The organism is Streptomyces sp. NPDC096176 (assembly GCF_044763255.1).
Classification (GTDB): Bacteria; Actinomycetota; Actinomycetes; order Streptomycetales; family Streptomycetaceae; genus Streptomyces.
Genome location: NZ_JBIWFV010000002.1, coordinates 242483 through 268626 on the forward strand (window position 1 = coordinate 242483; position 26144 = coordinate 268626).

18 protein-coding genes and 1 tRNA gene are annotated in these 26144 nt (G+C 69.3%); 11 read left to right on the forward strand and 8 right to left on the reverse strand.

Annotated features, from left to right (window positions below):
- Positions 1 to 5 precede the first annotated feature (5 nt).
- From ACIQ7Q_RS06285 to ACIQ7Q_RS06305, 5 genes are read left to right on the forward strand one after another with little or no spacing between them, the layout of a single operon-like run.
- Entirely contained in the window at positions 6 to 764 is a 759-nt protein-coding gene (locus tag ACIQ7Q_RS06285; protein WP_403856865.1) for a class E sortase, read from the forward strand.
- Between the two features lie 56 nt (positions 765 to 820).
- The gene (locus ACIQ7Q_RS06290; protein ID WP_403856867.1) at positions 821 to 994 is read left to right on the forward strand and encodes a hypothetical protein; all 174 of its coding nucleotides are present in this window, start codon (positions 821 to 823) and stop codon (positions 992 to 994) included.
- On the forward strand, positions 991 to 1629 hold the full coding sequence (locus ACIQ7Q_RS06295) for an aminodeoxychorismate/anthranilate synthase component II (RefSeq protein WP_403856870.1): 639 nt from the start codon (positions 991 to 993) through the stop codon (positions 1627 to 1629). Before ACIQ7Q_RS06290 ends, ACIQ7Q_RS06295 begins: the two co-directional genes overlap by 4 nt.
- On the forward strand, positions 1626 to 2948 hold the full coding sequence (locus ACIQ7Q_RS06300) for a class E sortase (protein WP_403856873.1): 1323 nt from the start codon (positions 1626 to 1628) through the stop codon (positions 2946 to 2948). The genes ACIQ7Q_RS06295 and ACIQ7Q_RS06300 overlap by 4 nt, the downstream gene beginning before the upstream one ends.
- 27 nt (positions 2949 to 2975) lie before the next feature.
- Positions 2976 to 3653 carry a class E sortase gene (locus ACIQ7Q_RS06305; protein ID WP_403856876.1) on the forward strand — a complete coding sequence of 226 codons (678 nt, stop codon included), beginning with the start codon at positions 2976 to 2978 and terminating at the stop codon, positions 3651 to 3653.
- Between the two features lie 86 nt (positions 3654 to 3739).
- On the opposite strand, the gene pknB is transcribed toward ACIQ7Q_RS06305, so the two are convergent.
- From pknB to ACIQ7Q_RS06335, 6 genes are all read right to left on the reverse strand, one after another.
- Positions 3740 to 5761, reverse strand: coding sequence for a Stk1 family PASTA domain-containing Ser/Thr kinase (gene pknB / locus ACIQ7Q_RS06310; RefSeq protein ID WP_403856879.1), 2022 nt, complete (start codon positions 5759 to 5761; stop codon positions 3740 to 3742).
- 168 nt (positions 5762 to 5929) lie between these two features.
- Positions 5930 to 7390 carry a peptidoglycan D,D-transpeptidase FtsI family protein gene (locus ACIQ7Q_RS06315; protein WP_403856882.1) on the reverse strand — a complete coding sequence of 487 codons (1461 nt, stop codon included), beginning with the start codon at positions 7388 to 7390 and terminating at the stop codon, positions 5930 to 5932.
- Complete coding sequence (locus tag ACIQ7Q_RS06320) at positions 7387 to 8814, reverse strand: FtsW/RodA/SpoVE family cell cycle protein (protein ID WP_403856885.1); 1428 nt, start codon at positions 8812 to 8814, stop codon at positions 7387 to 7389. Before ACIQ7Q_RS06320 ends, ACIQ7Q_RS06315 begins: the two co-directional genes overlap by 4 nt.
- A 24-nt stretch (positions 8815 to 8838) precedes the next feature.
- On the reverse strand, positions 8839 to 10335 hold the full coding sequence (locus tag ACIQ7Q_RS06325; protein ID WP_403856887.1) for a Stp1/IreP family PP2C-type Ser/Thr phosphatase: 1497 nt from the start codon (positions 10333 to 10335) through the stop codon (positions 8839 to 8841).
- A gap of 141 nt (positions 10336 to 10476) precedes the next feature.
- Positions 10477 to 10989, reverse strand: a complete 513-nt coding sequence (locus ACIQ7Q_RS06330) for an FHA domain-containing protein (RefSeq protein WP_403856890.1) — start codon at positions 10987 to 10989, stop codon at positions 10477 to 10479.
- Between the two features lie 10 nt (positions 10990 to 10999).
- Positions 11000 to 11851, reverse strand: coding sequence for an FhaA domain-containing protein (locus ACIQ7Q_RS06335; RefSeq protein ID WP_403856893.1), 852 nt, complete (start codon positions 11849 to 11851; stop codon positions 11000 to 11002).
- 337 nt (positions 11852 to 12188) lie between these two features.
- Between ACIQ7Q_RS06335 and ACIQ7Q_RS06340 the strand changes: the two genes are divergently transcribed.
- Positions 12189 to 12275 (forward strand) — tRNA-Leu (locus ACIQ7Q_RS06340).
- A gap of 319 nt (positions 12276 to 12594) precedes the next feature.
- Here the strand turns inward: ACIQ7Q_RS06340 and ACIQ7Q_RS06345 are convergent.
- Positions 12595 to 13656: a PucR family transcriptional regulator gene (locus tag ACIQ7Q_RS06345; protein ID WP_403856896.1), complete on the reverse strand. Its 1062-nt coding sequence runs from the start codon at positions 13654 to 13656 to the stop codon at positions 12595 to 12597.
- A gap of 236 nt (positions 13657 to 13892) precedes the next feature.
- On the opposite strand from ACIQ7Q_RS06345, the gene ACIQ7Q_RS06350 reads away from it, so the two are divergent.
- From ACIQ7Q_RS06350 to ACIQ7Q_RS06365, 4 genes are all read left to right on the forward strand, one after another.
- Positions 13893 to 14498 carry a hypothetical protein gene (locus ACIQ7Q_RS06350; RefSeq protein ID WP_403856900.1) on the forward strand — a complete coding sequence of 202 codons (606 nt, stop codon included), beginning with the start codon at positions 13893 to 13895 and terminating at the stop codon, positions 14496 to 14498.
- 46 nt (positions 14499 to 14544) lie between these two features.
- A complete protein-coding gene (locus ACIQ7Q_RS06355; protein WP_403856902.1) occupies positions 14545 to 16590 on the forward strand; it encodes a flotillin family protein in 2046 nt (681 codons plus the stop codon).
- Positions 16591 to 16687: 97 nt separating this feature from the next.
- Positions 16688 to 21517 (forward strand): DNA repair ATPase, encoded by a 4830-nt coding sequence (locus tag ACIQ7Q_RS06360; RefSeq protein ID WP_403857983.1) that lies wholly within the window; start codon positions 16688 to 16690, stop codon positions 21515 to 21517.
- Between the two features lie 78 nt (positions 21518 to 21595).
- Positions 21596 to 22069, forward strand: a complete 474-nt coding sequence (locus ACIQ7Q_RS06365) for a hypothetical protein (RefSeq protein ID WP_403856904.1) — start codon at positions 21596 to 21598, stop codon at positions 22067 to 22069.
- Positions 22070 to 22330: 261 nt separating this feature from the next.
- Here the strand turns inward: ACIQ7Q_RS06365 and ACIQ7Q_RS06370 are convergent, their stop codons facing one another.
- A complete protein-coding gene (locus ACIQ7Q_RS06370) occupies positions 22331 to 23851 on the reverse strand; it encodes a SulP family inorganic anion transporter (protein WP_403856907.1) in 1521 nt (506 codons plus the stop codon).
- Between the two features lie 600 nt (positions 23852 to 24451).
- On the opposite strand from ACIQ7Q_RS06370, the gene ACIQ7Q_RS06375 reads away from it, so the two are divergent.
- Complete coding sequence (locus ACIQ7Q_RS06375; protein WP_403856910.1) at positions 24452 to 26137, forward strand: ribonuclease J; 1686 nt, start codon at positions 24452 to 24454, stop codon at positions 26135 to 26137.
- Positions 26138 to 26144: the final 7 nt, after the last annotated feature.

Sequence of the window (26144 nt, forward strand, 5' to 3'; positions counted from 1 at the left end):
AGCCGGTGTCGAGATCGGTGCGTGTGGTCGTCCGGACCTTCAGCGAACTGTGCATCACCGTCGGAACCCTGATCGTGCTGTTCGTCGTCCACCTGCTCTTCTGGACCGGTGTCCGTGCCGAGGACGCCACCGACCGCGAGATCGAGCGGCTGCGGGCCGGCTGGTCGGCGCACACACCCACGGCGGACCCGGAGACAGCCCCCGAGACCCCCGAGGCAGCGCCCGGGACGGCGGCGCCCGCACCCGAGCGCACGGCGACGCCCGCCCCGGCGGCGTACGAGCCGGGAAAGCCGTTCGCGGTCATGTACATCCCCAGGTTCGGCAAGGGCTGGGACTGGCCCGTGCTCCAGGGCACCGGCACGGGCGTACTGAAGAAGGGGCTCGGGCACTACGCCTCCACCGCCGCGCTCGGCGCCACGGGAAACTTCGCGGTCGCGGGACACCGGCGCACGTACGGGGACCCGTTCAAGGACTTCCCGGAGCTGCGCGCCGGTGACACGGTGGTACTGACGGACGGGACGACCTGGTTCACCTACCGCATCGAGCGGAAGCCGTACCGGACCGTCCCGAGCGATGTCGGCGTCATCGACGCCGTGCCCAGGCCGCTGAACGAGGACGCGACCGCATTCGACGCGCCCGGGCGCTATCTCACGCTGACCACCTGCGAGCCCGAGTGGGGCAGCAGCCATCGGCTCGTCGTCTGGGCCCACCTCGATGCGACGCAGCCTGTGACCGACGGCAAACCACCGGCTTTGCGCAGCTGACCCACGCGCCCCTGCGGCCCTTTAGTCTGGTGCCGTACCGAACGGAAAGGGACAGCATGTACGGCTGGATCTGGCGGCATCTGCCGGGCAACGTGTGGGTGCGGGCGGTGATCTCGCTCGTCCTCGTCCTGGCGGTCGTCTACGTGCTGTTCCAGTACGTCTTCCCGTGGGCGGAGCCGCTGCTGCCGTTCGGCGATGTCACGGTCGACGGTGAGGGGGCGGAACGGTGAGTGCGCGCATTCTCGTCGTCGACAACTACGACAGCTTCGTCTTCAACCTCGTCCAGTACCTGTACCAGCTCGGCGCCGAGTGCGAGGTCGTGCGCAACGACGAAGTCGCGCTGGAGCACGCACAGGACGGCTTCGACGGCGTGCTGCTGTCTCCCGGCCCCGGCGCGCCCGAAGAGGCCGGTGTGTGCGTCGAGATGGTGCGGCACTGCGCGGCAACCGGCGTGCCCGTCTTCGGGGTGTGCCTGGGGATGCAGTCGATGGCCGTCGCGTACGGCGGCGTGGTCGACCGCGCGCCGGAGCTGCTCCACGGCAAGACCTCGCCCGTCACGCACGACGGCCAAGGCGTCTTCGCCGGCCTGCCCTCACCCTTCGTCGCGACGCGCTACCACTCCCTCGCGGCGGAGCCGGCGCGGTTCCCCGCGGAGCTGGAAGTGACGGCGCGTACGGCGGACGGCATCATCATGGGGCTGCGCCACCGTGAACTGCGGGTCGAGGGCGTGCAGTTCCACCCGGAGTCGGTTCTGACCGAACACGGGCATCGGATGCTCGCCAACTGGCTCGAGCAGTGCGGCGACGCCGGGGCGGTCGGGCGTTCGGCGGGGCTCGCACCGGTGGTGGGCAAGGCTCTGGCGTGAGCGCCGTGCGCCCCGGGCACGAGCACGAATACGAGTACGAGCGCCGGTACGGGTACGGGCCACAGGGGGAGAGTGAGCAGGCGTACGAGCCTGCGTACGACCCGTTGACGGACCCCATCCCGCCCGGCGAGCACGGCTCGCCGTGGTTCCGGGCGACGAGCATCGCGGCGGCCGAGGAGGCGCAGCCGCAGGGGTGGGCCGACCCGCAGCACTATCCGACGAGCGACCCGCTGAGCGACCCGTTGAACGGCCCGCTGAGCGGCTCGGAGGGTCAACCGCACGACTGGTACGGGCGGGAGACGTACACGCCCCCGCCCGCTCCCGTGCCTGTGCAGGCACCGGAGCCCGAACCGGAGCAGCTGCGCAGACCGGTGTCGGACCCCGTCGTCGTGCCCGAGGCACCCGACCTGGGCGAAGTGCCCGACACGCGTGACGTGCCCCACGACGAGACGGTGGCCCTGCGCACGTCCGACACGCGCCGTGCCGTGGAGACACCTCCCGGTCCCGGCCGGGCCGAGCGACGAAAGGCCGCCAAAGGCCGGGGTGGTGGCCGCAGACGCGCTCCGGCGGCAGGCGCGGCCGCCGAGCCGGCCGAGCCGGCGAAGCCGCTCTCCCGCGTCGAGGCCCGCCGTGCTGCGCGCGCGGCCAAGGACAGCCCAGCGGTCATCGCCAGCCGGGCCATCGGCGAACTGTTCATCACCTTCGGCGTGTTGATGCTGCTGTTCGTCACCTACCAGCTGTGGTGGACGAACGTGCTGGCCGGCCAGCAGGCGGACAGGGCGGCGAACCAGATCCAGGACGACTGGGCGAAGGGCCGCAAGCCCGACGCGTTCGAGCCGGGGCAGGGCTTCGCCATCATGTACATCCCCAAGCTGGACGTCGTCGTGCCGATCGCCGAGGGCATCGACAAGCAGGGTGTGCTCGACCGGGGAATGGTCGGCCACTACGGCGAGGGAAAGCTCAAGACGGCGATGCCGGAGGACAAGCAGGGCAACTTCGCGGTCGCCGGCCACCGCAACACCCATGGCGAACCGTTCCGGTACATCAACCGCCTCGAGCCGGGAGATCCGATCGTCGTCGAGACGCAGGGCACCTACTACACGTACGAGATGGCGAGCATCCTTCCGCAGACCCCGCCGTCGAACGTGAGCGTGATCGGTCCCGTGCCCCCGCAGTCGGGGTTCAAGGAGCCCGGCCGCTACATCACTTTGACGACGTGCACCCCCGAATTCACGAGTACCTATCGAATGATCGTGTGGGGCAAGATGGTCGAGGAACGGCCGCGCAGCAAGGGCAAACCCGACGCACTCGTCGGCTGAGACACTTCAAGACAGGGAACAGGTGCAGTGGCACGTGCACGAAGCCGGATCGCCGGCGCCATCAGTGTCTTCGGAGAGCTGCTGATCACCGCGGGCGTGGTGCTGGGGCTCTTCGTCGTCTACTCGCTGTGGTGGACCAACGTTCTCGCCGACCGCGAAGCTTCCGAGCAGGGCGACCGGATCCGCAACGACTGGGCGAACAGCGGCCCCGGCGATCTGGACACCAAGGACGGTATCGGCTTCCTTCACGTACCCGCGATGAGCGACGGCGAGATCCTGGTGAAGAAGGGCACCGACACCAAGGAGCTCAACGACGGCATCGCCGGCTACTACACCGAACCGATCAAGTCGGCACTGCCCTCGGACGACAAGGGCAACTTCACCCTCGCCGCGCACCGGGACGGACACGGGGCCAAGTTCCACAACATCCACAAGGTCAAGGACGGCGACCCGATCGTCTTCGAGACCAAGGACACCTGGTACGTCTACAAGGTCTACAAGACGCTGCCGAAGACCTCGAAGTTCAACGTGGACGTCCTGCAGCCGGTCCCGAAGGAGTCGGGAAAGAAGAAGCCAGGGCGCTACATCACCCTCACGACCTGCACGCCCATCTACACGTCGGACTACCGGTACATCGTGTGGGGCGAGCTGCAGCGCACGGAGAAGGTCGACACGCAGCGCACACCGCCGGCGGAGCTGCGCTGACCCCGTCCGCCCCGCTGAAGCAGTGAGCCCCGGCACCTTGAGAAGGTGCCGGGGCTCATCGCTGTGCCGTGCGGGACGGGGTGGCGTCAGTCGCCGTCCAGGCCGCCGAAGATGCCGCCGTTGTCTCCGCCGCCGTTACCGTTGCCACCGTTGTTGCCACCGTTGTTGCCGCCGATCGTCTGGAGGACGATCGTGGTGGTGGCGGGGTCGGCCGGCGTGCCGGGTGCCGGGTTGGAGCCGGTGACGATCGCGTTGTCGTCCTGGGGGCTGCCCGGGGCGAACTGGATCGTGGTGAAACCGGCCTGCGCCAGGATCTGCTTGGCCTCCGCGACCGTCTTGGTGCGGAACTCCGGAACCGGGACCTGCGTCTTCTGCGGGCCCTTGGACACCTTCAGGGTGATCGTGCTGCCCTTGGCGGCCTTGCCGGACTGGCTCTGCTCCGTGACCTCGCCCGCGGGCTTGTCCGAGTCGACGTCCTGGCGGGCGACCTGGAATCCGACCGCCTCCAGCTGCGCCTTCGCGGCGTCGAACTGCTGGCCGACCACCGGGGGCACGTCCTGCTTGGCCTGCTTGGCGACGGTCAGGGTGACCGTGGCGCCGGCCTCGGCCAGGCTGCGGCCCGCAGGGTCCTGCTCCAGGACCGTGCCGGGCTCTTCGGTGGACTCGATCTCCTCGGTCTCGACGTTGAACTTCTCGTCCTCGAGGATCTCGGTCGCCTGGTCCACGTCCTTGTCCACGACATCGGGGACCTTGACCTTGGGAGCGCCCTCGGAGACCACGACCGTGATGGTCTCGCCCTCCGCCATCTTTCCGCTCTCCGGCGTCTGGTTGCAGATCTTGCCCTTGGGCTGGTCACAGCGCTCCGTGCCGGACTGGGTGACCTTGACGCGCGCGCTCTCGGCCGCGCTCTCGGCTTCCTTGAAGGTCATGCCGACCAGCTTCGGCACCGTCACATCGTTGCCGCCTTCGTTCGGGCCGAAGAGCGACTTGCCGATCAGCACCGCGCCGATCAGCACCAGGATGCCCGCGAGCACGAGCAGGATGGTCGAGGTGTTGGACTTCTTCTGGCGACGGCGGTCCCGGCGGTCGTCGTAACCGCCGTAGCCCCCGTCGTCAGGGTTCATCGGCGGCAGCATCGACGTCTGGCCGGCCGGGTCCGCCTGGCGCAGCGCCGTCGTGGGCTGGTCGTCCGGGCCGTAGCCCCCGTAGCCGACCGCGCCCATCGCCGCCGTGGCGGCGACCGGCTGTCCGTCGAGGCACGCCTCGATGTCCGCGCGCATCTCGTCGGCGGACTGGTAGCGATAGTCGGGGTCCTTGACCAGGGCCTTCAACACGATCGCGTCCATCTCGGGCGTGATCTCGGGGTCGAAGTTGCTCGGCGGCTGCGGCTCTTCCCGTACGTGCTGGTAGGCCACGGCGACCGGGGAGTCGCCCACGAACGGGGGCCGGACGGTGAGCAGCTCGTAGAGCAGGCAGCCCGTGGAGTAGAGGTCGGAGCGCGCGTCGACCTGCTCGCCCTTGGCCTGCTCCGGGGAGAGGTACTGCGCGGTGCCGATGACGGCCGCGGTCTGTGTCATGGTCATGCCGGAGTCGCCCATGGCGCGGGCGATGCCGAAGTCCATGACCTTGACCTGGCCGGTACGCGTCAGCATGACGTTCGCCGGCTTGATGTCGCGGTGGACGATGCCGGCGCGGTGCGAGTACTCGAGGGCCTGCAGGATGCCGACGGTCATCTCGAGCGTCCGCTCGGGCAGCAGCTTCCGGCCCGAGTGCAGCAGCTCACGCAGGGTGGACCCGTCGACGTACTCCATCACGATGTACGGGATCGAGACGCCGGCCCCGGTTCCCGAGGCGTTGTCGTACACCATGTCTTCGCCGGTGTCGTAGACAGCGACGATCGCCGGGTGATTCAGCGAGGCGGCAGACTGGGCCTCACGGCGGAACCGGGCCTGGAAGGACGGGTCGCGGGCGAGGTCGGCCCGCAGCGTCTTCACGGCGACAGTGCGGCCGAGCCGGGTGTCGTGGGCGAGGTAGACCTCGGCCATGCCACCACGGCCGAGCACCGAGCCCAGTTCATACCGGCCGCCGAGGCGACGCGGCTCTTCCATAACTGTTCCAGCCCTCTCCGTCAGTCCCGACCGCACCCGTGTGTGGTCCTCCGGTGTGCTGTTCGCGCAAAGGCTACCGGGCACGCCGTACTTGATCCGCCCGCAAGCGGCAGCTGATACCCGACCGGTATCGCAATGTGCAGGTATGAAGGCCGGGCGTGATCCTCGTCACTGCTTCTCGTTGAGTACGGCCTGCATCACGGCCTTCGCGATCGGGGCGGCCAGACCGCCGCCGGAGATGTCGTCGCGGCGGGCGTTGCTGTCCTCGACCACGACCGCGACGGCGACCGGCGAACCGTTGTCGTCCTTGGCGTACGAGATGAACCAGGCGTACGGGTTCTTGCTGTTGTTCTCGCCGTGCTGGGCGGTACCGGTCTTGCCGCCGACCTTCACGCCGCTGATCGCCGCGTTGCCGCCGGTGCCGTTCTCGACGACGTTCTCCATCATCTGCTGGACCAGCTGGGCGTTCTCCTGACTGAGCGGCCGGCTCATCTCCTCCGGCTCGGTCTTCTCGATCACGTCCAGGTTGGGCGCTTCCAGCTGGTCGATCATGTACGGCTTCATCAGCCTGCCGTCATTGGCGATCGCCGACGTGACCATGGCCATCTGGAGGGGGGTGGTGGCGGTGTTGAACTGGCCGATGGACGACAGTGCGTTGCCGGGCCGGTCCATCTTCTTGTCGTAGACGGAGGCGGCGGCGCGGACCGGGGTGTCGATCTCGGGGTTGTTGAAGCCGAACTTCTCCGCGGTCTCCACCATCTTGTCGCGGGTGACCGTGTCACCGAGCTTCGCGAAGACGGAGTTGCAGGAGACCTCGAGCGCCTTGTTGAGGCTGGCGTTCTCGCACCCGTTCGCGTGGTTGACCATCGGGGTGCTGGTGTTCGGCAGGATGTACGGCTCGGGGGTGTCCGTGGCGGCGTTGATGTCGTCGACCGCCCCGTGCTCGAGAGCCGCCGCGGCCGTGAGCACCTTGAAGGTGGAGCCGGGCGGGTACGTCTCGCGCAGCGCGCGGTTCAGCATCGGCTTGTCCGGGTCCTTGCCGAGCGCGACCCAGGCCTTCTCGTCGTCCTTCAGGCGACCGGCGAAGGACGACGGGTCGTAGGACGGGGTGGACGCCAGGGCGAGGATCCTGCCGGTCTTCGGCTCGATCGCCGCAACGGCGCCCTTCTTGTCGCCGAGGCCCTCGAAGGCGGCCTTCTGGGCCTTGCCGTTGAGGGTGGTGACGACATTGCCGCCCTTCTTCTTGTCGCCCGTGAACATCGCCATCGTGCGGTCGAAGAAGAGCTGGTCGGAGTTGCCGGTGAGGATGCCGTCCTCGAGCTTCTCGATCTGGTTGGCACCGAAGACCTGCGAGGCGTAACCGGTCACCGGAGCCCACAGGGGCCCGTCGGTGTAGGTCCGCTTGTACTTGTAGTAGGTGTCGGCGGTCGCGGCCGAGCCGGTGATCGCCTTGCCGTCCACGACGATGTTGCCGCGCTCGTAGGCGTAGCGCTCGATCTCCACGCGCTTGTTGAGCTTGTGCGTGTTCAGCTCGTCGGCCCGCACGTACTGGAGCCAGTTGTCCCGGAGCAGCAGGGCGAGCACGAGCAGCCCGCAGAAGATCGCGATCCGGCGCAGGGGCTTGTTCACGGTCGGACCACCTGGGTCATCTCGGCGTCGGGTGAAGGTGCGGGCGCGGGCGCCGGGCGGCGTGCGGTGTCGCTGATACGCAGCAGGATTCCGATCAGCGCCCAGTTGGCGATCACGGACGAACCACCGGCCGCGAGGAACGGCATCGTCATACCGGTCAGCGGGATGAGGCCCATCACACCGCCGGCGACGACGAACACCTGGAGCGCGAAGGCGCCGGACAGGCCGATCGCCAGCAGCTTGCCGAACGGGTCGCGCGCCGCCAGCGCGGTTCGCACACCGCGCTCGATGATCAGGCCGTACAGCAGCAGGAAGGCCATCACGCCGGCCAGCCCCAGCTCCTCGCCGACGGTGGCGAAGATGAAGTCGGAGTTGGCGGCGAAGGCGATGAGGTCGGAGTTGCCCTGGCCCCACCCCGTGCCGAGCGTGCCTCCGGCGCCGAACGACATCAGCACCTGCGTCATCTGGTCGCAGGCGTAGACCATGTTGGAGCCCTCGGGAGCCGTCTCGAGGCATCCGAACGGGTCGAGCCAGGCGGCGACACGGGACTGGACGTGGCTCGCGAACTGCGACACGACGACCGCGCCGCCGACGGACATCAGCAGACCCATGACGATCCAGCTGGTGCGCTCGGTGGCCACGTACAGCATGACCACGAACATGCCGAAGAAGAGCAGCGACGTACCGAGGTCGTTCTCGAAGATCAGGATGAGCAGGCTCACGGCCCAGATCGTCAGGATCGGACCGAGGTCGCGTCCGCGCGGCAGGTACAGGCCCATGAACCGCCGGCTGGCGAGCGCGAGGGCATCGCGCTTGACCATGAGGTACCCGGAGAAGAACACCGCGATGATGATCTTCGCGAACTCGCCGGGCTGGATGGAGAATCCGCCGACCCTGATCCAGATCTTGGCGCCGAAGACCGGCATTCCGAGACCCGGGACCAGCGGCAGCAGCAGCAGAACGATGGACGCCGCCATCGAGATGTACGTGAACCGCTGGAGGATGCGGTGGTCCTTCAGGACCAGCAGCACACCCACCAGCAGCGCGATGCCGAGCGCCGAGTACATCAGCTGGTTCGTTGCCTGCGGCGCGAAGTCGCTGCGTGCCAGCAGGCGGGGAGACTGGTCCAGCCGCCAGATCAGCACCAGCCCGAGGCCGTTCAGCAGCGTCGCCAGCGGCAGCAGCAGCGGATCGGCGTACTTGGCGAACCTGCGGACCACGATGTGGGCCACGCCCGCGAGCAGGCCGAGACCGAGCCCGTAACCGAGGACACCCGCGGGCAATGCGCCGTCGAGGGCGAGTCCCACGTTGATGTACGCGAAGACGGGGATGGCGACGGCGAAGGCGAGGAGCATCAGCTCCGTGTTCCGCCGGCTCGGTGCGTCGATCGCGCCGATCGTGGTCGTGTTGGTGACAACGCTCATATGGAGAAGGCCCCCTACGGACTATTACTGCTTGCCGCAGTTCGAGGCCAGCTTCTGCTCCTCCTCCGAGAGGGTGGGACCCGGGGAGGGAGAGGCTGCGGTCGGCTTGGTCTTTTCGCCCTGGGTGGTGGGCGTGCCGGCGGTGCCGCCGGCCTCGCCCTCGCCCGGGGGCGGGGTGCTCGCGCGATCGGCCGCCTCGCGGCGCTGCTCTTCCTTCTTGCAGGCGCCGGCCTGCTTGGCGAGCTCTTCGATCTTCGTGCGGGCCTTGCCGAGGCTGTCCTCGGTGATCGTCGCCTCGACCTGCTTGCGCTGGTAGGGCGGGAGGTACTTGAGTTCGATCTCGGGGTGGTCCTTCTCGACATCCGAGAGCGAGACCCAGCCCAGGTCCTGGCTGATGCCTCTGTACAGCGCCACGTGCTCGCCCTGGGAGCCGACGTAGTACTGGGTCTGGGTCCACCGGTAGCCGCCGTACAGGCCGCCGCCGACGACCGCCAGGGCGAGAACGATGTAGAACGAGCGCTTCAGCCACGTGCGGCCGCCGCCGCGCTTGACGAAGTCGTCGTCGGTGTAGGCGCCGAAGCTGCCCTCGGGCGGCATGCCGCCGTAGCCGGAGTCGCCGGATCCGGGCGGGCCGAAGCTGCCGTTCGGCGCCGGGGGCGCGGAGGGGCGGCCGAGACCCGCGGCGCGGCCGGCCGGGGTCTGCATGGCGCCGCCGTCGTTCAGCTGGTGCTGGTTCTCTGCGACCGCGCCGACGACGACCGGGGTGTCGCTGAGCTGCCCGGCCAGGGTGTCGCCCGAGTCGGTGTCGAGGACGTCGGCGACGATGCAGGTGATGTTGTCGGGCCCGCCGCCGCGCAGCGCGAGCTGGATCAGGTCCTGCACGGTCTCCTGCGGGCCCTGGTAGCTGGCGAGCGTCTCCTCCATGGTCTGGTGGGAGACGACGCCCGACAGGCCGTCGGAGCAGATCAGATAGCGGTCACCGGCGCGGACCTCGCGGATGGAGAGATCGGGCTCGACGTGGTCGCCGCTGCCCAGCGCGCGCATCAGCAGCGAGCGCTGCGGATGGGTCGTGGCCTCTTCCTCGGTGATCCGGCCCTCGTCGACGAGCCGCTGCACCCAGGTGTGGTCCTGGGTGATCTGGGTCAGCACGCCGTCGCGGAGCAGATAGGCGCGGGAGTCGCCGACGTGCACCAGGCCGAGCCGCTGCCCGGTCCACAGCAGGGCGGTGAGCGTGGTGCCCATGCCCTCGAGCTGGGGGTCCTCCTCGACCATCATCCGAAGCTGGTCGTTGGCGCGCTGCACCGCGGTGCCGAGCGAGGTCAGGATGTCGGAGCCGGGCACGTCGTCGTCGAGCGTGACGAGTGTGGAGATGACCTCGGAGGAGGCGACCTCACCGGCGGCCTGGCCGCCCATGCCGTCGGCGATGGCCAGAAGGCGGGGGCCGGCGTAACCGGAGTCCTCGTTGCCCTCCCGGATCATGCCCTTGTGCGATCCGGCGGCGAAACGCAGAGAGAGACTCATACGCACCTCGCCCGTCGGCTCGCCGCTCGACTGTCGCGCCAGCCGGTCTCGAGCCACACTGCCCACCCTCCGGTCGGGAGCCGGTGCGGGTCGCCTGTGGGGACCGCCGCGGCTCGCTCGCTCCGCTCGCTCATTGTCGTACTACTTCCGCAGCTCGATGACGGTCTTGCCGATGCGGATCGGCGCGCCCAGCGGAATCGGTGTCGGGGTGGTGAGTCGGGTCCGGTCGAGATACGTGCCGTTGGTGGACCCGAGATCCTCGACGATCCACTGGCCGTCACGGTCCGGGTAGATCCTGGCATGCCTGCTGGACGCGTAGTCGTCGTCCAGCACGATCGTGGAGTCGTGCGCCCGGCCCAGGGTGATGGTCTGGCCCTGGAGGGCGACGGTCGTGCCCGTGAGTGTGCCCTCGGACACGACCAGTTTGGTCGGCGCTCCTCGGCGCTGGCGGCCGCCCGCCTGCTGCCGCTGCTGCGGCGGCGCCGTGTTCTGGCGCGACTGCTGTGGACGCTGTTCGGCGCCACGGCGTGAGCCGCGCTGCGTCACCCGCGTACCGAACAGATCGCTGCGGATGACCTGGACGGCCACGATGACGAACAGCCACAGAACAGCCAGGAAACCTAGCCGCATGACCGTCAGGGTCAGCTCTGACATTGCCCCCGCTTCACCCTTCGGCTTGCCGGTAAACGATGGTGGTGCTGCCCACGACGATCCGCGAGCCGTCGCGGAGCGTAGCGCGGGTGGTGTGCTGCCCGTCCACCACGATGCCGTTGGTGGACCCGAGATCCTGGATCGTCGAGGGCGTTCCGGTCCGGATCTCACAGTGCCGGCGCGAAACGCCGGGGTCGTCGATCCGCACATCGGCGTCGGTGCTGCGACCCAGCACCAGCGTCGGGCGGGAGATCTGATGGCGTGTGCCGTTGATCTCGATCCAGCGTCGTACTTGTGCGCTCGGCATGGCGCCGGGGCCGGGTACGCGCTGGCCCTGTGCGGGGCCGGGACGCGGGCCCGCGGGCATGCCGGGCGGCGGTGCGGCCGGCATGGGAGGAGCACCGGCCGGTGGGTAACCGTAACCTCCGCGGGCACCTGCCTGGGCACCCGGGGCGCCGTCGGCGGGCCGGTCCCCCGGCGACTGTGACGTACTCGACGCGAGGGTGCGGCTGCGCACCCGGTACAGACCTGTGTCGAGGTCGTCGGCCTTCTCGAGGTGGACCTTGATCGGGCCCATGAAGGTGTAACGCTGCTGCTTGGCATAGTCGCGGACCAGGCTAGACAGTTCGTCACCGAGCTGGCCCGAGTACGGGCTGAGGCGCTCGAAGTCCGGGGTGCTGAGCTCCACGATGAAGTCGTTGGGGACGACCGTCCGCTCGCGGTTCCAGATCGTCGCGTTGTTGTCGCACTCCCGCTGGAGGGCGCCCGCGATCTCGACGGGCTGGACCTCGGACTTGAACACCTTGGCGAAGGTGCCGTTGACCAGGCCTTCAAGACGCTGCTCGAATCGCTTCAGGACTCCCATGGGGCACCTCCTCCGTCGTTGTCGCCCTGGTACTGCTTACTGATCGTATCCACGCGTCGGGAAATCGGCTGGTTCCCCTTGTCTGCCCCGTCGATGAGTGTCACCCCTCACACCGGATCGTAGAGGCGGCCTCCTGACAGTGTCCCGCACCCGGGGTGCATACAGGAGGAGTGGGGGGAGGCCGCCCTGCGTTCCCCGATCACTCGCTCTGTTCCCTGTTCGCCGGCCGGGCCCCCGAAACAAACGGATGTGAATCCACCCTGTGCAGCGTGCTAATCTTCTGCATGTCGCCAGGGGGCGCACCGAAACAGGTGAGGAACCGACGACAACACCCAATGCGCGGGTGGCGGAATAGGCAGACGCGCTGGATTCAGGTTCCAGTGCCCGCAAGGGCGTGGGGGTTCAACTCCCCCCTCGCGCACCACAGGAGACGGGTCTCCACCGGACGAAAGTCCCGGTGGGGGCCCGTTCTTCGTTGTCGCACGAAGCCCCGGAGCCGTGGCGGCGCCGGCGCTTCGTGGTGAGCGGTGGTCGGGGCGCAGCGGGGCCCGCTCCGTGGCACGCATCACGGGGCGGGCCAAGATCTTCACCTGTGTGACCGGTTCGGCGCGGCCCGGCTGGTGGGGTGCGTCTGCGGGATGCCGGCCGCTCAGGGCGAGACCTTTGGCCAGTACGTGATCTTTCGGCGGAGGCCGCGGACCCGCTGGGCTTCGGCCGCAGGCGCGTCCACGCAACGGTGGACCTCAGAGGGGCTGATCCGGCCAGTCCAGCAGGCGGGCGCCGATGACCGCCGTCTGGAGGGTGTAGCGGTCGACGGGGTTGCCGGGGTCGGCGTCCGTCAACCGGTGAATCCGGTCCAGCCGGTAGGTCATCGCCCGCACGCTCAGCGACAGCCGCCGCGCGGCCTCGACCGCCACGCAGCCGGAGTCGAAGTACGCGGCGAGGGTGTCGATCAGCGGCCGGGCGCCACCACGGGCCTGCTGAAGCGGGCCGAGAACGGTACGCACCAGATCGGCCATCGCCTGCCGGTCGCGGGTGAGCACCGGGTAGACCAGGAGGTCCGCAGCGTGCAGCACCGGGGCGTCCAAGTGCATCCGGATGGCCAGGTCCAGGGCGTTGAGTGCCTCTTCGTAGGAGTGGACGACGCCACCGACGCCCGGATGGGGGCGGCCGATCGCCACCCGCCCGCCGTCGGTCGCGGCGTAGGCCTGCTTGGCGAAGAACGACAGGACGTTGCTCTGGTCGCCTGGGGCGATACAGATCAGCCGGCCGCCCTTGGTGGTCAGCAGGATCCGGCGGTCGCCGAAGCGGGCCGCCAGGCTCGATTCGATGCCGCGGGTGACGGAGTACCCGTCGTCGTACGGCTCCGGACCCTCTGCGACGGCGACCGCGTGGGCGTGGGACAGCAACAGCCCGAAACGCGCAGCCCGTTCCGCGAGCCGCCCCGGATCGCTGCGGCCGTGGAGCAGGTCGTCGATGAACTCGCGCCGCGAGGCCTCCTGCCGACGGATCGCGAGCCGCTGCGCCCGCTCGTGACCTTCCGCGAAGGCGTCCACCGCCTGCTCGACCGCCGCGAGCACGTGATCGGCGGCCGTGCCACGTACGTCCGCGTGTACGACCTGGGCGGCGGACAGATGGGCGCGGACCATCAGGCGCAACCCAAGGCCGGCCTCGGCGGCCCGCTCGCCCTGCTCCCGCAGCGCTTCGAGCTCGTCGCGGGTCAGCCTTCTGCCGGTGGCGCAGGCGCCGGCCAGGATCTGGGAATACCCCTGCAGATACTCATCGGCTGTGTCCCGCTCCGCCATGACCCCTCCCCGGTTCCTGACGCGCAGATGACGCTCTTCTGACGCGTGGACGTCAAGCCTGGCATGCGCGTACCGAGGGGCGGCCACCGGCATCAAGAAAGCGTAAAGGCTGCCGGTCGACGGCAATGCGAACGGGCGTTCCGTCCTGACAGCATGGACCGGCCGGGGCCCGGTGAGCGAGGCCACTGCCGGAGCACGGAAAGCAGCACGCTGCTGCCCAGAACAGGGGAAGAGACATGGACGAGTTCCTGCGCGCCACCGCAACCTTCCCCGCCGTGCTGTTCACTGCGGCCCTCGCGGTCGTCGTGTGCTTCTGGTTGCTGGTGCTGGTCGGCGGAGCCGACACGGACGGCTTCGACGCGGACGTGGACAGCGACGCCCTGGGCCTCGGCGGAGTCCCCGTCTCGGTGTCGGCCTCACTGCTGATCGCCCAGTCCTGGTTCTTCAGCGTGACCGGGTCCGTGATCCTCTCCCGTACGGGGTGGCCCGGTGCCCTGGTCGACCTGCTCGGCACCCTCGTGCTGTTCGCCTCCCTCGTCGGTTCCTGGCGGCTGACCCGCATGCTTGCGCGGCCCCTGGCCAAGCTCTTCCCCGACGAACCCGGGCCGTCCCGGCTGGACTTCGTCGGACTGACCTGCACCGTCCGCACCGGTCGGGTTGACGCGGACTTCGGCCAGGCGGAGGTCACGTCCCGGGACGGCTCCACCGCCGTCGTCCAGGTCCGCCAGAACGACGGCGCCCTGCTGGGGCTCGGCAGCACGGGGCTGCTGTACGCCTACGACGACGCCGGCGAATTCTTCTGGGTCGCCCCCTTCGACAAAGCGCTCGACCCCCGCGGCTGACCCGCGCCCCCTCTTCAGTTCCCACCCTTCGAACCGGGGATTCTCCATGGATGCCATCACCTGGGGCATCGGCGTGCTCGTCGCCGTTGTCCTGCTCATCGCCATCGCCATGCTGTTCGTGATCAGCCGGCTGTTCCGCAAGGTGGAGCAGGGCAAAGCGCTGATCGTGTCGAAGATGCGGAAGGTCGACGTCACCTTCACCGGGCAGGTCGTCCTGCCCGTTCTGAACAAGGCCGAGGTCATGGACATCTCGGTGAAGACCATCGACATCAGCAGGACCGGCCGCGACGGCCTGATCTGCCGCGACAACATCCGTGCCGACATCCGCATCTCGTTCTTCGTACGGGTCAACAAGACCGTCGAGGACGTCATCAAGGTCGCCCAGGCCATCGGTACGACCCGGGCCAGTGACAAGGCCACGCTGCAGGAGCTGTTCAACGCCAAGTTCTCCGAGGCCCTCAAGACGGTCGGCAAGCAGCTCGACTTCACGGACCTCTACACGAAACGGGACGAGTTCCGGGACCGGATCATCCAGGTCATCGGTACCGATCTGAACGGCTACAGCCTCGAGGACGCGGCGATCGACTACCTGGAGCAGACCCCGCTCGCGCAGCTGGACGCCTCCAACATCCTCGACGCGCAGGGCATCCGGAAGATCACCGAGCTGACGGCCGTCGAGCACGTGCGCACCAACGAGTTCCAGCGCACGGAGGAGAAGGAGATCACCCGCCAGAACGTCGACGCCCGCGAAGCCATCCTTGAGTTGGAGCGCCGCCAGACGGACGCTGAGATCAAGCAGAAGCGGGAGATCGAGACCGTACGTGCCCGCGAGGAGGCCGAGACCGCCCGGGTGGTCGAGGAGGAGCGGCTGCGCGCGCAGAGCGCTTTCCTGAAGACCGAGGAGCAGCTCGGCGTCCAGCGGGAGAACCAGGCCCGCGAGGTGGCCGTCGCGCAGAAGAACCGCGAGCGGGTCATCGCCATCGAGAACGAGCGCATCGAGAAGGACCGACTGCTCGAAGTCATCGCCCGCGACCGGGAGACCGAACTGACCCGCATCTCGGCGGAGAAGGAGGTCGAGGCCGAGCGCCGCGAGATCGCCGAGGTCATCCGCGAGCGGGTTGCGGTGGACCGCACGGTCGCCGAGCAGGAGGAGTCCATCAAGAAGCTGCGCGCCGTCGAGGAGGCGGAGCGCAACCGGCAGGCCGTCGTCATCGCCGCCGAGGCCGAGGCGCAGAAGCAGCTGGTCAAGGACATCAAGGCGGCCGAGGCCGCCGAGCAGGCCGCGATCCACCGGGCAGCCGAGGAACTCACCCTCGCCGAGGCGCGCCACAAGACCGCCGACATGGACGCCCGCGCCAAGATCCGCCTCGCCGAGGGCATCCAGGCCGAAGCCGCCGCCGCGGGGCTCGCCGCCGTCCAGATCCGCGAAAAGGAAGCGGACGCCATCGAGAAGGCGGGCCTCGCCGAGGCCGGGGCGACCGAGGCACGGCTGCGCGCCGAGGCCGCGGGTACCCGCGAGAAGGCCCTCGCGGAGGCCACCGCCATCGGGGAGAAGCTCAAGGCCGAGGCCGCGGGCCTCACCGAGAAGGCCGCCGCCATGGCGGCGCTGGACGAGGCGTCCCGTACACACGAGGAGTACCGGCTGCGCCTGGAGGCGGAGAAAGAGATCCGGCTCGCCGGGCTCGACGTCCAGCGGCAGGTCGCAGAGGCACAGGCCACGGTGCTCGCCACCGGCCTGGAGAACGCCGACATCAACATCGTCGGAGGCGAGTCCGTCTTCTTCGACCGCCTTGTGCAGTCCATCTCGCTCGGCAAGAGCGTGGACGGGTTCATGGACAGCTCACGGACCGCGCAGGCGCTCGCCGGACCGTGGCTGGACGGCTCCGCCTCCTTCACCGACGACCTGACGAAGGTGCTCGGATCGGTCTCCACCGCCGACGTCCAGAACCTGACCGTGTCCGCGCTGCTGATGAAGCTCATGCCCGCCGGGTCCGGGCAGCTCGACGAGCTGATCGGCAAGGCCCGGCAGCTGGGGCTGGCCGACATGCCGGTGGCCGAGCTCGCCGGTCTGAACGGCACCGCGAAGAGCTGAGCACCGCGGGCCACATCCCCCGGAGTTGCCGCGCGGGGGGCGGCAACTCCGGAGCCATTCACCGATACGAGGGAGCGGAACAGTGACAGGCACCGGCATGGGGAACGGTCTGGACGCCGGTACGTACGAGGTGCTGCGTGACCGCCTCACTGCCCGGGCTGCCGAGCTGGCCCGGCGGGCCGACGCCCTCAACACCGCACGTGTGGAGGCTTTCGGCGGCTCCGAACTCGCCCTGACCGGCACCGAGCACATCCGTACCCAACACAGCGTCGTACCTCGCGACATCGTGGCCGTCGGCGATGCGCTGCTCGTCGGCCACGAGGCCCCGGCAATCGATGCCCTCGGCCTCTACGACCGCGACCTGAACCGCCTTCCGGACGACGCGGTGCCCGGACTGCTCGATGATCCGGCCTTCGTGCGCGAATCGGCGGAGCTGCACCGCTACTTCCAGGGTGCGCGGCTTCTCCGGTTCCGCCGGGTGGAGGGCAAGCTGCTCGCCGTCTTCCGGACCGGGGAGCAGGCCGACGACATCCGGGTCCTGCGCTGGGCACTGCATCCGTCGGGCGAGGTGCGGTTCCTCGATGCCCGTGGCGAGCGTGACCATGTCCTCCCCGACCCTTTCGACTTCACGTGGACGGCGACGACCCGCGACCACCACGTCCTCGGCCGCCACCCGCACATCGCCGTGGCCGGTGGCACGGTCTACGTCTCTACGGTCGGCGGGACGCTCACCGTGAAGACCGAAGACGACACCGAGACCGATGAGGGCATCCACAGTGAGCCGGTCGACGAGCCACTGCAGTCCCTGGCGGACGCCGAGGTGGGGTACGCGGTCGTCGGCGCCCTGCTCCTGCTGAGGGTCCGGCCCTACAAGGAGGACGCCTGGCGGTACCTGGTCTTTCACACACTCACGAAGAGCGTGGTCCGGCTGGACGGCATCGGCCAGTCCTGCCTCCGGCTCCCCGACGACCAGGGCATCGTCTTCCCCGGCGGCTACTGCCTCGCCGCAGGCGGAGTGAAGACCTTCGACACCGACACCTCCGGCATGGAGTTCGAAAGGGTCGTCCGCTCGCCCAACGGCGAGGACGTGCTGTTCGCGTTCCACGCGCGGACGACGGGCCGCACCCTGCTGCTCTCCTACAACCTCATCCGCAAGGAGGTTGCTCCGCCCTTGGCCTGCCGGGGCTATGCCCTCTTCGACGACGGGATCCTCACGGTCCTGCGGATCGAATCCGATGAGCCCGCCCGTGTGCACCCGGTACAGGTGTGGCGAACCCCGTACGTCTCCGACACTTTCACCGCCCCGGCGGACGGCGGAGTTCTGACCCGCATGGGGAACGCCGACCTCGTACGCGGCATTTCGGACTGCCTCGCTGTCGCCCGCCAGGCCGTCGAGACCGCCGCCACCGCCGAGTTGTACGAAGCGCTGGTCGCCGCCTGCGCCCGGGTCGCCGACCGCTACCACTGGCTCGGCGACGAGGAGGCCGGTGACCTCCGCACCCCGCTGGACGAGGTGCGGACCGCAGCCGAGCAGGTGCTGGCTGAGTTCGCGTCCGTGCAGTCACTGACCAAGCAGGCGGCCGAAGCGCTCGCGGAGGCGGCGGAGGACCTTCGGCGCCTGGTGAGGCGGGTGCGCGGGGAGGCCCCCGCCGCCGCCGAGGAGTGGATCGCGCGTATCACCGCACTGCGCCGAGCGCAGGGGCACCTGGTGACGCTGAAGGAGATGCGGTACGCGGACTCGCAGGCCGTCGACGCACTCGCCCAGGACGCGGAGGACTGCATCACCTCCACCGCGCAGCGGGCCGTGGCCTTCCTCCACCGCGACGACGCCTTCGCCGCCCACCACACGGAAGTGGAGCGGCTCACGACGGCCGCCGCGGAGATCACCACCGCCGCCGGAGCGCTCCCGGTCACCGAGCGGCTCGACCAGCATGTCGTCGGCCTCCAGACCCTCACCGAGGTCGTCGCCGGCCTGGACATCGGCGACGCAACCGTACGCACCGCCATTCTGGAGCGGGTCGCGGAGGTGCTCGGCGGTCTGAACCGGGCCCGCGCGACCCTCGCCGCACGGCGCCGAGACCTCCTCGACCAGGAGGGGCGCGCAGAATTCGCCGCGGAATTCGCGCTGCTCGCCCAAGCAGTCACCGGCGCGCTGGCCGCTGCGGACACCCCGGAGACCTGTGACGACCAGCTGGCCCGGCTGCTGCTCCAACTGGACACCCTGGAGTCACGCTTCGCCGACCACGACGGCTTCCTCACCGCGATCGCCGACAAGCGCACCGAGGTCAACGACGCGTTCTCCGGGCGCAGGCAGACGCTCCAGGACGCCCGCGCCCGCCGTGCCGAGCGCCTCGCCGCATCGGCAGAGCGGGTCCTCGAGACGATCGCCCGGCGGGCGGCCGGCCTCGACAGCCTCGACGCAGTCAACGCCTACTTCGCCTCCGACCCCATGGCCGCGAAGGTCCGCCGCACCGCCGACGGGCTGCGTCAACTCGGCGACCAGGTTCGCGCGGAGGAACTGGAGGGACGGCTGAAGGCCGCCCGCCAGGAAGCCGGGCGGGCGCTGCGGGACCGTATCGAGCTGTTCGCCGACGGCGGCGACACCATCCGCCTTGGCGTGCACCGGTTCGCTGTCGACACCCGGACTCCCGAGCTCACGCTCGTACCGGGAGCGGAGGGCGGGATGGCGTTCGCACTGACGGGCACGGACTACCGCCGCCCGGTCACCGATCCGCAGTTCGCGAACACCGCCGCCTACTGGGACCAGCTCCTGCCCTCCGAGAACGCAGATGTCTACCGGGCGGAGTACCTCGCCGCGCGGCTGTTGGCCGAGCACGGAGCGCACGCTCTGGCGCAAGCGGATCTGGCGACGCTCGTGCGGCAGGCAGCTGAGGCCGCGTACGACGAGGGGTACGAGCGGGGCGTCCACGACCACGACGCGACGGCCATCCTCTCCGCCCTGCTGGGGCTGCACGAGCACGCCGGACTGCTGCGCTATCCGGCCGCCGACCGCGCCGCCGCCCAGCTCTTCTGGGCCCACGGCACCACCGGCGAGACCCGGGCAGCGTGGGCCGGTGAGGCCGCCTCACTGGTACGGGCCAGGGAGACGTTCGGGTCCGTCCCGGCACTCGGCGCGCTGCGCATCGAGCTGGCCCGGGCCGGATCGCTGTCCGGCCTCGCCGCCGAGTACCTGGTCGAGGAGCTGGCGACCGGCGAGACCTTCGTGACCGGTCCCGCGGCCCGCACGCTGCTCGACACGTTGCGCCGGGCGGTGGGCTCCTCCCCGTACGCCGACGACGTGAACACCCAACTCGCAACGGGGGACCGGGCCTCCGCGCAGCGGCTGGTGGAGGGCTGGCTCGTCTCGTACGCCGCTTCCTGCGGCGAGGACCTCGACGCCGGCGACCTGGCCGAAGCCGTGGCCATCGAGACCTGCCCGGAGCTGGCCCGCTACGACCTGGACGGGGCCCTCGCCACCCGGGTGGAGCCCCTGATCGGCGCGCACCCGAGGATCGACCGCGGGGGCCTGAGCCTGCGCCTCGACGAGTTCCTGGCCAGGACCGGCGACTTCGCCGAGCGGGTGGTACCTGGCTTCCGGGCGTACCAGCGGCACAGAAGCGCGCTCGTCGCGGCCGAGCGCCGACGGCTGCGGCTGGACGAGTACCGGCCACGCGTCATGTCCTCGTTCGTACGGGGCCGCCTGGTCGACGAGGTGTACTTGCCGCTCATCGGTGACAACCTGGCCAAGCAGCTGGGCGCTGCCGGGGACGGCAAGCGGACCGACAACCACGGTCTGCTGCTGCTCGTCTCGCCGCCCGGCTACGGCAAGACGACCGTCATGGAGTACGTCGCCGACCGCCTCGGCCTCCTCCTGGTCAAAGTCGACGGACCGGCCCTCGGGCACGGCGTCACCTCCCTCGACCCGCAGGAGGCACCGAATGCAGCCGCCCGCAAGGAGATCGAGAAGATCAACTTCTCGCTGGAGGCGGGCACCAACGTCCTGCTGTACCTGGACGACATCCAGCACACCTCACCGGAGCTGCTGCAGAAGTTCATTCCCCTGTGCGATGCGACCCGCACGCTGAACGGCCACGACCTGCGCGGCAAGCGCTTCGCCGTCTGCATGGCCGGAAATCCCTACACCGAGTCGGGGCAGCGCTTCCGCATCCCCGACATGCTCGCCAACCGCGCCGATGTGTGGAACCTCGGCGACGTCCTGACCGGCAAGCAGGACGCCTTCGCTTTCAGCTTCATCGAGAACGCCCTCACATCGAACCCGGTCCTCGCCCCCCTGGCCGGACGCGAGCGCACCGACCTGGAGCTGCTGGTACGGCTGGCCACCGGCGACCCCTCGACCCACCCGGACCGGCTCACCCACTCCTACCCGCCCGCCGAACTCGACCGGATCCTCGCGGTACTGCGTCACCTGCTGACCGCCCGCGAGACGGTCCTCGCGGTCAACGAGGCGTACATCGCCTCCGCCGGCCAGGCCGAGGCCACACGCACCGAACCTCTCTTCCGGCTCCAGGGCTCCTACCGCAACATGAACAAGATCGCGGCACGCATCTCCCCGGCCATGAACGGCGCAGAACTCGCCGCCGTGATCGACGACCATTACGCCGGCGAGGCGCAGACCCTCACCACCGGAGCCGAGGCCAACCTGCTGAAGCTGGGCACCCTGCGCGGCACACTCACCGAGGACCAGGCCGATCGCTGGGCGGCCGTCACCGCGGCGTACACCCGGGCCCAGGCCCTCGGCGGTTCCGGCGACGACGCCATCGGCCGTGCGGTCGCCGCTCTCGGCCTGCTGGCCGACCGGATCGCGGCCGTCGAGATGGCGATCGTACGGGCGGCGGACCCCCGCCACATGCTCAGTCGCCCACCTGCCCGACACCCGGCCCGCCCGGAAGGCGCCCCGGGCCGATGACAGGGGCGACGCCCCGAAGGTATGAGCACGATGTGCCGTCGCCACACGCCACACGCCACACGCCGTGAGGAGCCGTCCGTGAGCACCGACAACGAGCACGAGCCTGTATTCGTGCGTTCCACGTGGGGTACCAACCGCCACGTCTACAACCCGCACAATCCGGCCGGACTCGCTCTGATCGTGCTCTCGCTGCTCTTGGCCGGCGGCGCGATGTACCACCTGCAGGCCTCGTCCGAGTGGAGCGACGGCGAGCTGCGGCGGGCGGTGGACGAGGCCGCAGATGCGCTGGAGGCCACGCCCACGCACAAGGGCGAGTGGACCGACCATGTCGACTACGGCCACCAGATAGGCGAGGCGATCGAGAAGACCGGCCACGGGCCGTCGTACGGCGTCCAGGCGTCACAGATGGAGGACGACGCGCATGTCTACGAGATCACCGCGGACGGGGCGGATGCAGCTCACTGCATGACGATCACCGAAGTACCCGAGAAGGCGGTGGGGTACTACCGAACCGTGCATCTCGTGGTGTCGGTGGACGACCGAAACTGCTGACGACCCATCCGTGCCCCCGTTGGCCATGCTCGGCAGGAAACCGGATCGACCACCGGATCGACCAGCTGCGGGTTCACGACCGGCCCGGAAGTCGGTGGTGGTCGGTTCGGCCGGCCGCCAAAACTCCCCGGCGGGCACGCTCTGCCCCTTGAGGAGCAGGGAGACACACACGGTCGCCCATCGCGGTGTCGATGTCGGGAATCCGCCTGCTCGCTCACGGTCGCCGGCTCCTACTGGCCGTGGGCGGACACAGGGCTCCGCTCAGTGGCCCCCGGTGAGCCGGCCGGCGAGCTTGTCGTGCATCGCGGCGCTCGGCTCGTTCAGGCCGACGATGGTGACCTTCTTGCCGCGCTGGGCGTACTTGGTCTCGATCGCGTCCAGCGCGGCGACCGAAGAGGCGTCCCAGATGTGGGCGTCGGTCAGGTCGATGACAACGTGGTCGGGGTCGTCCTTGTAGTTGAACCGATGGACGAGGTCGTTGGACGAGGCGAAGAACAGCTCCCCGGTGACCGCGTAGATGGCCTGCTTGCCGTCGGGATCGACCACTGCGGACACCTCGGCGAGGTGGGCGACGCGCCTGGCGAAGATGACCATGGCCGTGACCGAGCCGAGCACGACGCCGACGGCGAGGTTGTGGGTGGCCACCACGGCGACGACGGTGACGACCATCACCGTCGTCTCGCCGACCGGCATGCGCCGCAGCGTCCTGGGCCGGACGGAGTGCCAGTCGAAGGTGGCGACCGACACAACGACCATGACGGCCACCAGCGCGGCCATGGGGATGCGGGAGACGACCGGGCCGAAGGCGATGCACAGGACCAACAGGAACATTCCGGCCAGGAAGGTGGACAGCCGGGTACGGGCCCCGGACACCTTCACGTTGATCATGGTCTGGCCGATCATGGCGCAGCCGCCCATGCCGCCGAAGAAGCCGGTCACGATGTTCGCGATGCCCTGGCCGACGGACTCGCGGGTCTTGTTGGAGCGGGTGTCGGTGATGTCGTCGACGAGCTTGGCCGTCATCAGCGACTCCATCAGCCCGACCAGTGCGAGGGCGAAGGCGTACGGGGCGACGGTGGTCAGGGTGTCCATCGTGAACGGCACGTCCGGCAGGCCCGGGACCGGCAGCGAGGAGGGCAGTTCGCCCTTGTCGCCCACGGTGGGCACGGCGATGCCGGCGGCGACGGTGATGGCGGTAAGGATCACGGTCGAGACCAGCGGGGCGGGCACGGCCTTGGTGATCCTGGGGAAGAGCACCAGGAGCACCAGTCCGCCGACGAGCAGCGGGTACACGGCCCAGGGCACGTCGTGCATCTCGGGCACCTGCGCCATGAACACGAGGATCGCCAGGGCGTTGACGAAGCCCACCATCACGGAACGGGGCACGAAACGCATCAGCTTCGCCACGCCCAGTGCGCCGAGGACGACCTGGATGAGACCGCCGAGGATGACGGCGGCGACGAGGTGGCCGACACCGTACTCATGGCTGAGGGGGGCGACGACCAGGGCGACGGCCCCGGTGGCGGCGGAGATCATGGCCTTCCGGCCGCCGACGACGGAGATCACCACGGCCATCGTGAACGACGCGAAGAGACCCATGGCCGGGTCGACGCCGGCGATGATCGAGAAGGAGATGGCCTCGGGGATGAGCGCCAGGCCGACCACGAGCCCCGCCAGCACCTCGGTGCGGAAGACCTTGGGGGAGGCGAGCCAGTCTGGCTTGGCGATGTTCTTCGCGAGACGGGCGCGCAGGTCGGGGCCTGCGGACAGCGGTGAAGACATGCAACCGTTCCTGTTCGGGCACCCGCATCCGCCTGCTGCTGGATGCGCGCGCGTCTCGTACTCGACTCCGGCTCGCGGAAGCCCCGTGGTCCGGACTTCGGCGGCCGGCCCCAGGAGGTCCGGACCTCGGTGGTCCGGCCCTTGCCGGGGTATGCCGGGCGGGTGGCCGCTGCGGCTGCCGGTCGGGCCTCATCGCCCGGGGTCGGCGGTGGCCGCCCAGGGCCCGATCTGGCCTCGCGTCGCCTGGCGGGACGACCGCGCGGCGCCTGCGTGGTGGGGTCGGCCCAGCCGAGACTCTACCGTGACGTGCGGGAAGGTGGCGGTTTGCGGCTTGTGAAGTGCAGGTAAACGGTGCTGTAGGCCTGTGATTCAGGTCACGTGCGTGGTCGTTTCCACGTTTTCATGTCCTTGCGATACGTGAGGGAGCTCAAGAGGGCCGAGATCGAACGTGGCCGAGGGGGCTCCGCGGCGGACGGGCCGACCGGAGGCACAGCGGTGACTGCCGCGTGAAACGGCCGGAGGAGCACGCGGGATCACGACGCAGGATGCCTGAGGCACAGCCGGGGATCATGGCGCAGGACTCTTCGGTAGCGTCAGGGTATGAGCCATCCACATCCCGAATTGAAAGCCGCTCCTCCGCTGCCCGCAGGAGGACTGAGGGTCGTCGCACTGGGCGGCCTGGGCGAGATCGGCCGCAACATGACCGTCTTCGAGCACGCGGGCAAGCTGCTCATCGTCGACTGCGGTGTGCTGTTCCCCGAGGAGACGCAGCCCGGGGTGGACGTGATCCTTCCCGACTTCACCTCGATCCGGGACCGTCTCGACGACATCGTGGCCGTCGTCCTGACCCATGGCCACGAGGACCACATCGGCGGCGTCCCCTATCTGCTGCGTGAGCGGTCCGACATCCCCGTCGTCGGTTCCAAACTGACGCTGGCCTTCCTGGAGGCCAAGCTGAAGGAGCACGGCATCAAGCCGCGCGCGGTGCGGGTGCGGGAGGGCGACCGGCGGGGATTCGGCCCCTTCGACTGCGAGTTCGTCGCCGTCAACCACTCCATCCCGGACGGGCTTGCGGTCGCCATCCGCACGGGTGCCGGCATGGTGCTGCACACCGGCGACTTCAAGATGGACCAGTTCCCGCTGGACGAACGCATCACCGACCTGCGCGCGTTCGCACGGCTCGGGGAGGAGGGCGTGGACCTGTTCCTCACCGACTCCACCAACGCCGAGGTGCCCGGCTTCACCACCTCCGAACGCGAGTTGAACCCGGCGATCGAGCAGGTCCTGCGCACCGCCCCGCGGCGTGTCATCGTGTCGAGTTTCGCCAGCCATGTGCACCGGATCCAGCAGGTGCTGGACGCCGCTCACCAGCACGGACGCAAGGTCGCCTTCGTGGGGCGGTCGATGGTCCGCAACATGGGGATCGCCCGCGAGCTCGGCTACCTGAAGGTGCCCTCCGGCCTGGTGGTCAGCATGAAGGAAATGGAGAAGCTGCCGGACCACAAGATCACCCTGGTGTGCACCGGATCGCAGGGGGAGCCGATGGCCGCCCTGTCCCGGATGGCCAACCGCGACCATGTGATCCGTATCGGCAAGGGCGACACAGTCCTGCTGGCGAGCTCTCTGATCCCGGGCAACGAGAACGCCATCTACCGGGTGATCAACGGCCTGACCCGGTGGGGCGCCAACGTCGTCCACAAGGGCAACGCCAAGGTGCATGTCTCCGGTCACGCCAGTGCCGGCGAACTCGTCTACTGCTACAACATCGTCAAGCCGCGCAACGTCATGCCCGTGCACGGCGAGTGGCGGCACCTGCGCGCCAACGGCGACCTGGCGATCCGTACCGGTGTCGATCCGGACCGGGTGGTGATCGCCGAGGACGGCGTCGTCGTGGACCTGGTCGACGGGCGCGCCTCGATCACCGGCAAGGTGCCCGCGGGCAACGTCTACGTCGACGGCATGACCGTCGGCGGTGCCACCGAGGCGTCCCTGAAGGACCGTCTCACCCTGGCCGAAGAAGGCGTTGTCACCGTGGTCGCCATCGTCGACGCCGACACCGGAGCGCTCGCGGAGGCGCCGGACTTCCTGGCCCGGGGATTCGTGCATGACGACACCACGTTCGAGCCGGTCATCCCGGTGATCGAGAAGACCTTGGCTACGGCGGCCGAGGAAGGCGTAGGCGACGCCCACCAGCTCGAGCAGCTCATCGCCCGCGCAGTGGCCGCATGGGCGTTCCGTACCTACCGCCGCAAGCCGCTCATCATCCCCGTGATCATTGACGCCTGACACCGCT

Bases quoted from the DNA above. Each gene is read 5' to 3' on its own strand.
- ACIQ7Q_RS06290 (WP_403856867.1), top strand. From the start codon at position 821: ATGTACGGCTGGATCTGGCGGCATCTGCCGGGCAACGTGTGGGTGCGG.
- pknB (WP_403856879.1), bottom strand. From the start codon at position 5,761: ATGGAAGAGCCGCGTCGCCTCGGCGGCCGGTATGAACTGGGCTCGGTG.
- ACIQ7Q_RS06320 (WP_403856885.1), bottom strand. From the start codon at position 8,814: ATGAGCGTTGTCACCAACACGACCACGATCGGCGCGATCGACGCACCG.
- ACIQ7Q_RS06325 (WP_403856887.1), bottom strand. From the start codon at position 10,335: ATGAGTCTCTCTCTGCGTTTCGCCGCCGGATCGCACAAGGGCATGATC.
- ACIQ7Q_RS06330 (WP_403856890.1), bottom strand. From the start codon at position 10,989: ATGTCAGAGCTGACCCTGACGGTCATGCGGCTAGGTTTCCTGGCTGTT.
- ACIQ7Q_RS06335 (WP_403856893.1), bottom strand. From the start codon at position 11,851: ATGGGAGTCCTGAAGCGATTCGAGCAGCGTCTTGAAGGCCTGGTCAAC.
- ACIQ7Q_RS06345 (WP_403856896.1), bottom strand. From the start codon at position 13,656: ATGGCGGAGCGGGACACAGCCGATGAGTATCTGCAGGGGTATTCCCAG.
- ACIQ7Q_RS06350 (WP_403856900.1), top strand. From the start codon at position 13,893: ATGGACGAGTTCCTGCGCGCCACCGCAACCTTCCCCGCCGTGCTGTTC.
- ACIQ7Q_RS06355 (WP_403856902.1), top strand. From the start codon at position 14,545: ATGGATGCCATCACCTGGGGCATCGGCGTGCTCGTCGCCGTTGTCCTG.
- ACIQ7Q_RS06360 (WP_403857983.1), top strand. From the start codon at position 16,688: ATGGGGAACGGTCTGGACGCCGGTACGTACGAGGTGCTGCGTGACCGC.
- ACIQ7Q_RS06370 (WP_403856907.1), bottom strand. From the start codon at position 23,851: ATGTCTTCACCGCTGTCCGCAGGCCCCGACCTGCGCGCCCGTCTCGCG.
- ACIQ7Q_RS06375 (WP_403856910.1), top strand. From the start codon at position 24,452: ATGAGCCATCCACATCCCGAATTGAAAGCCGCTCCTCCGCTGCCCGCA.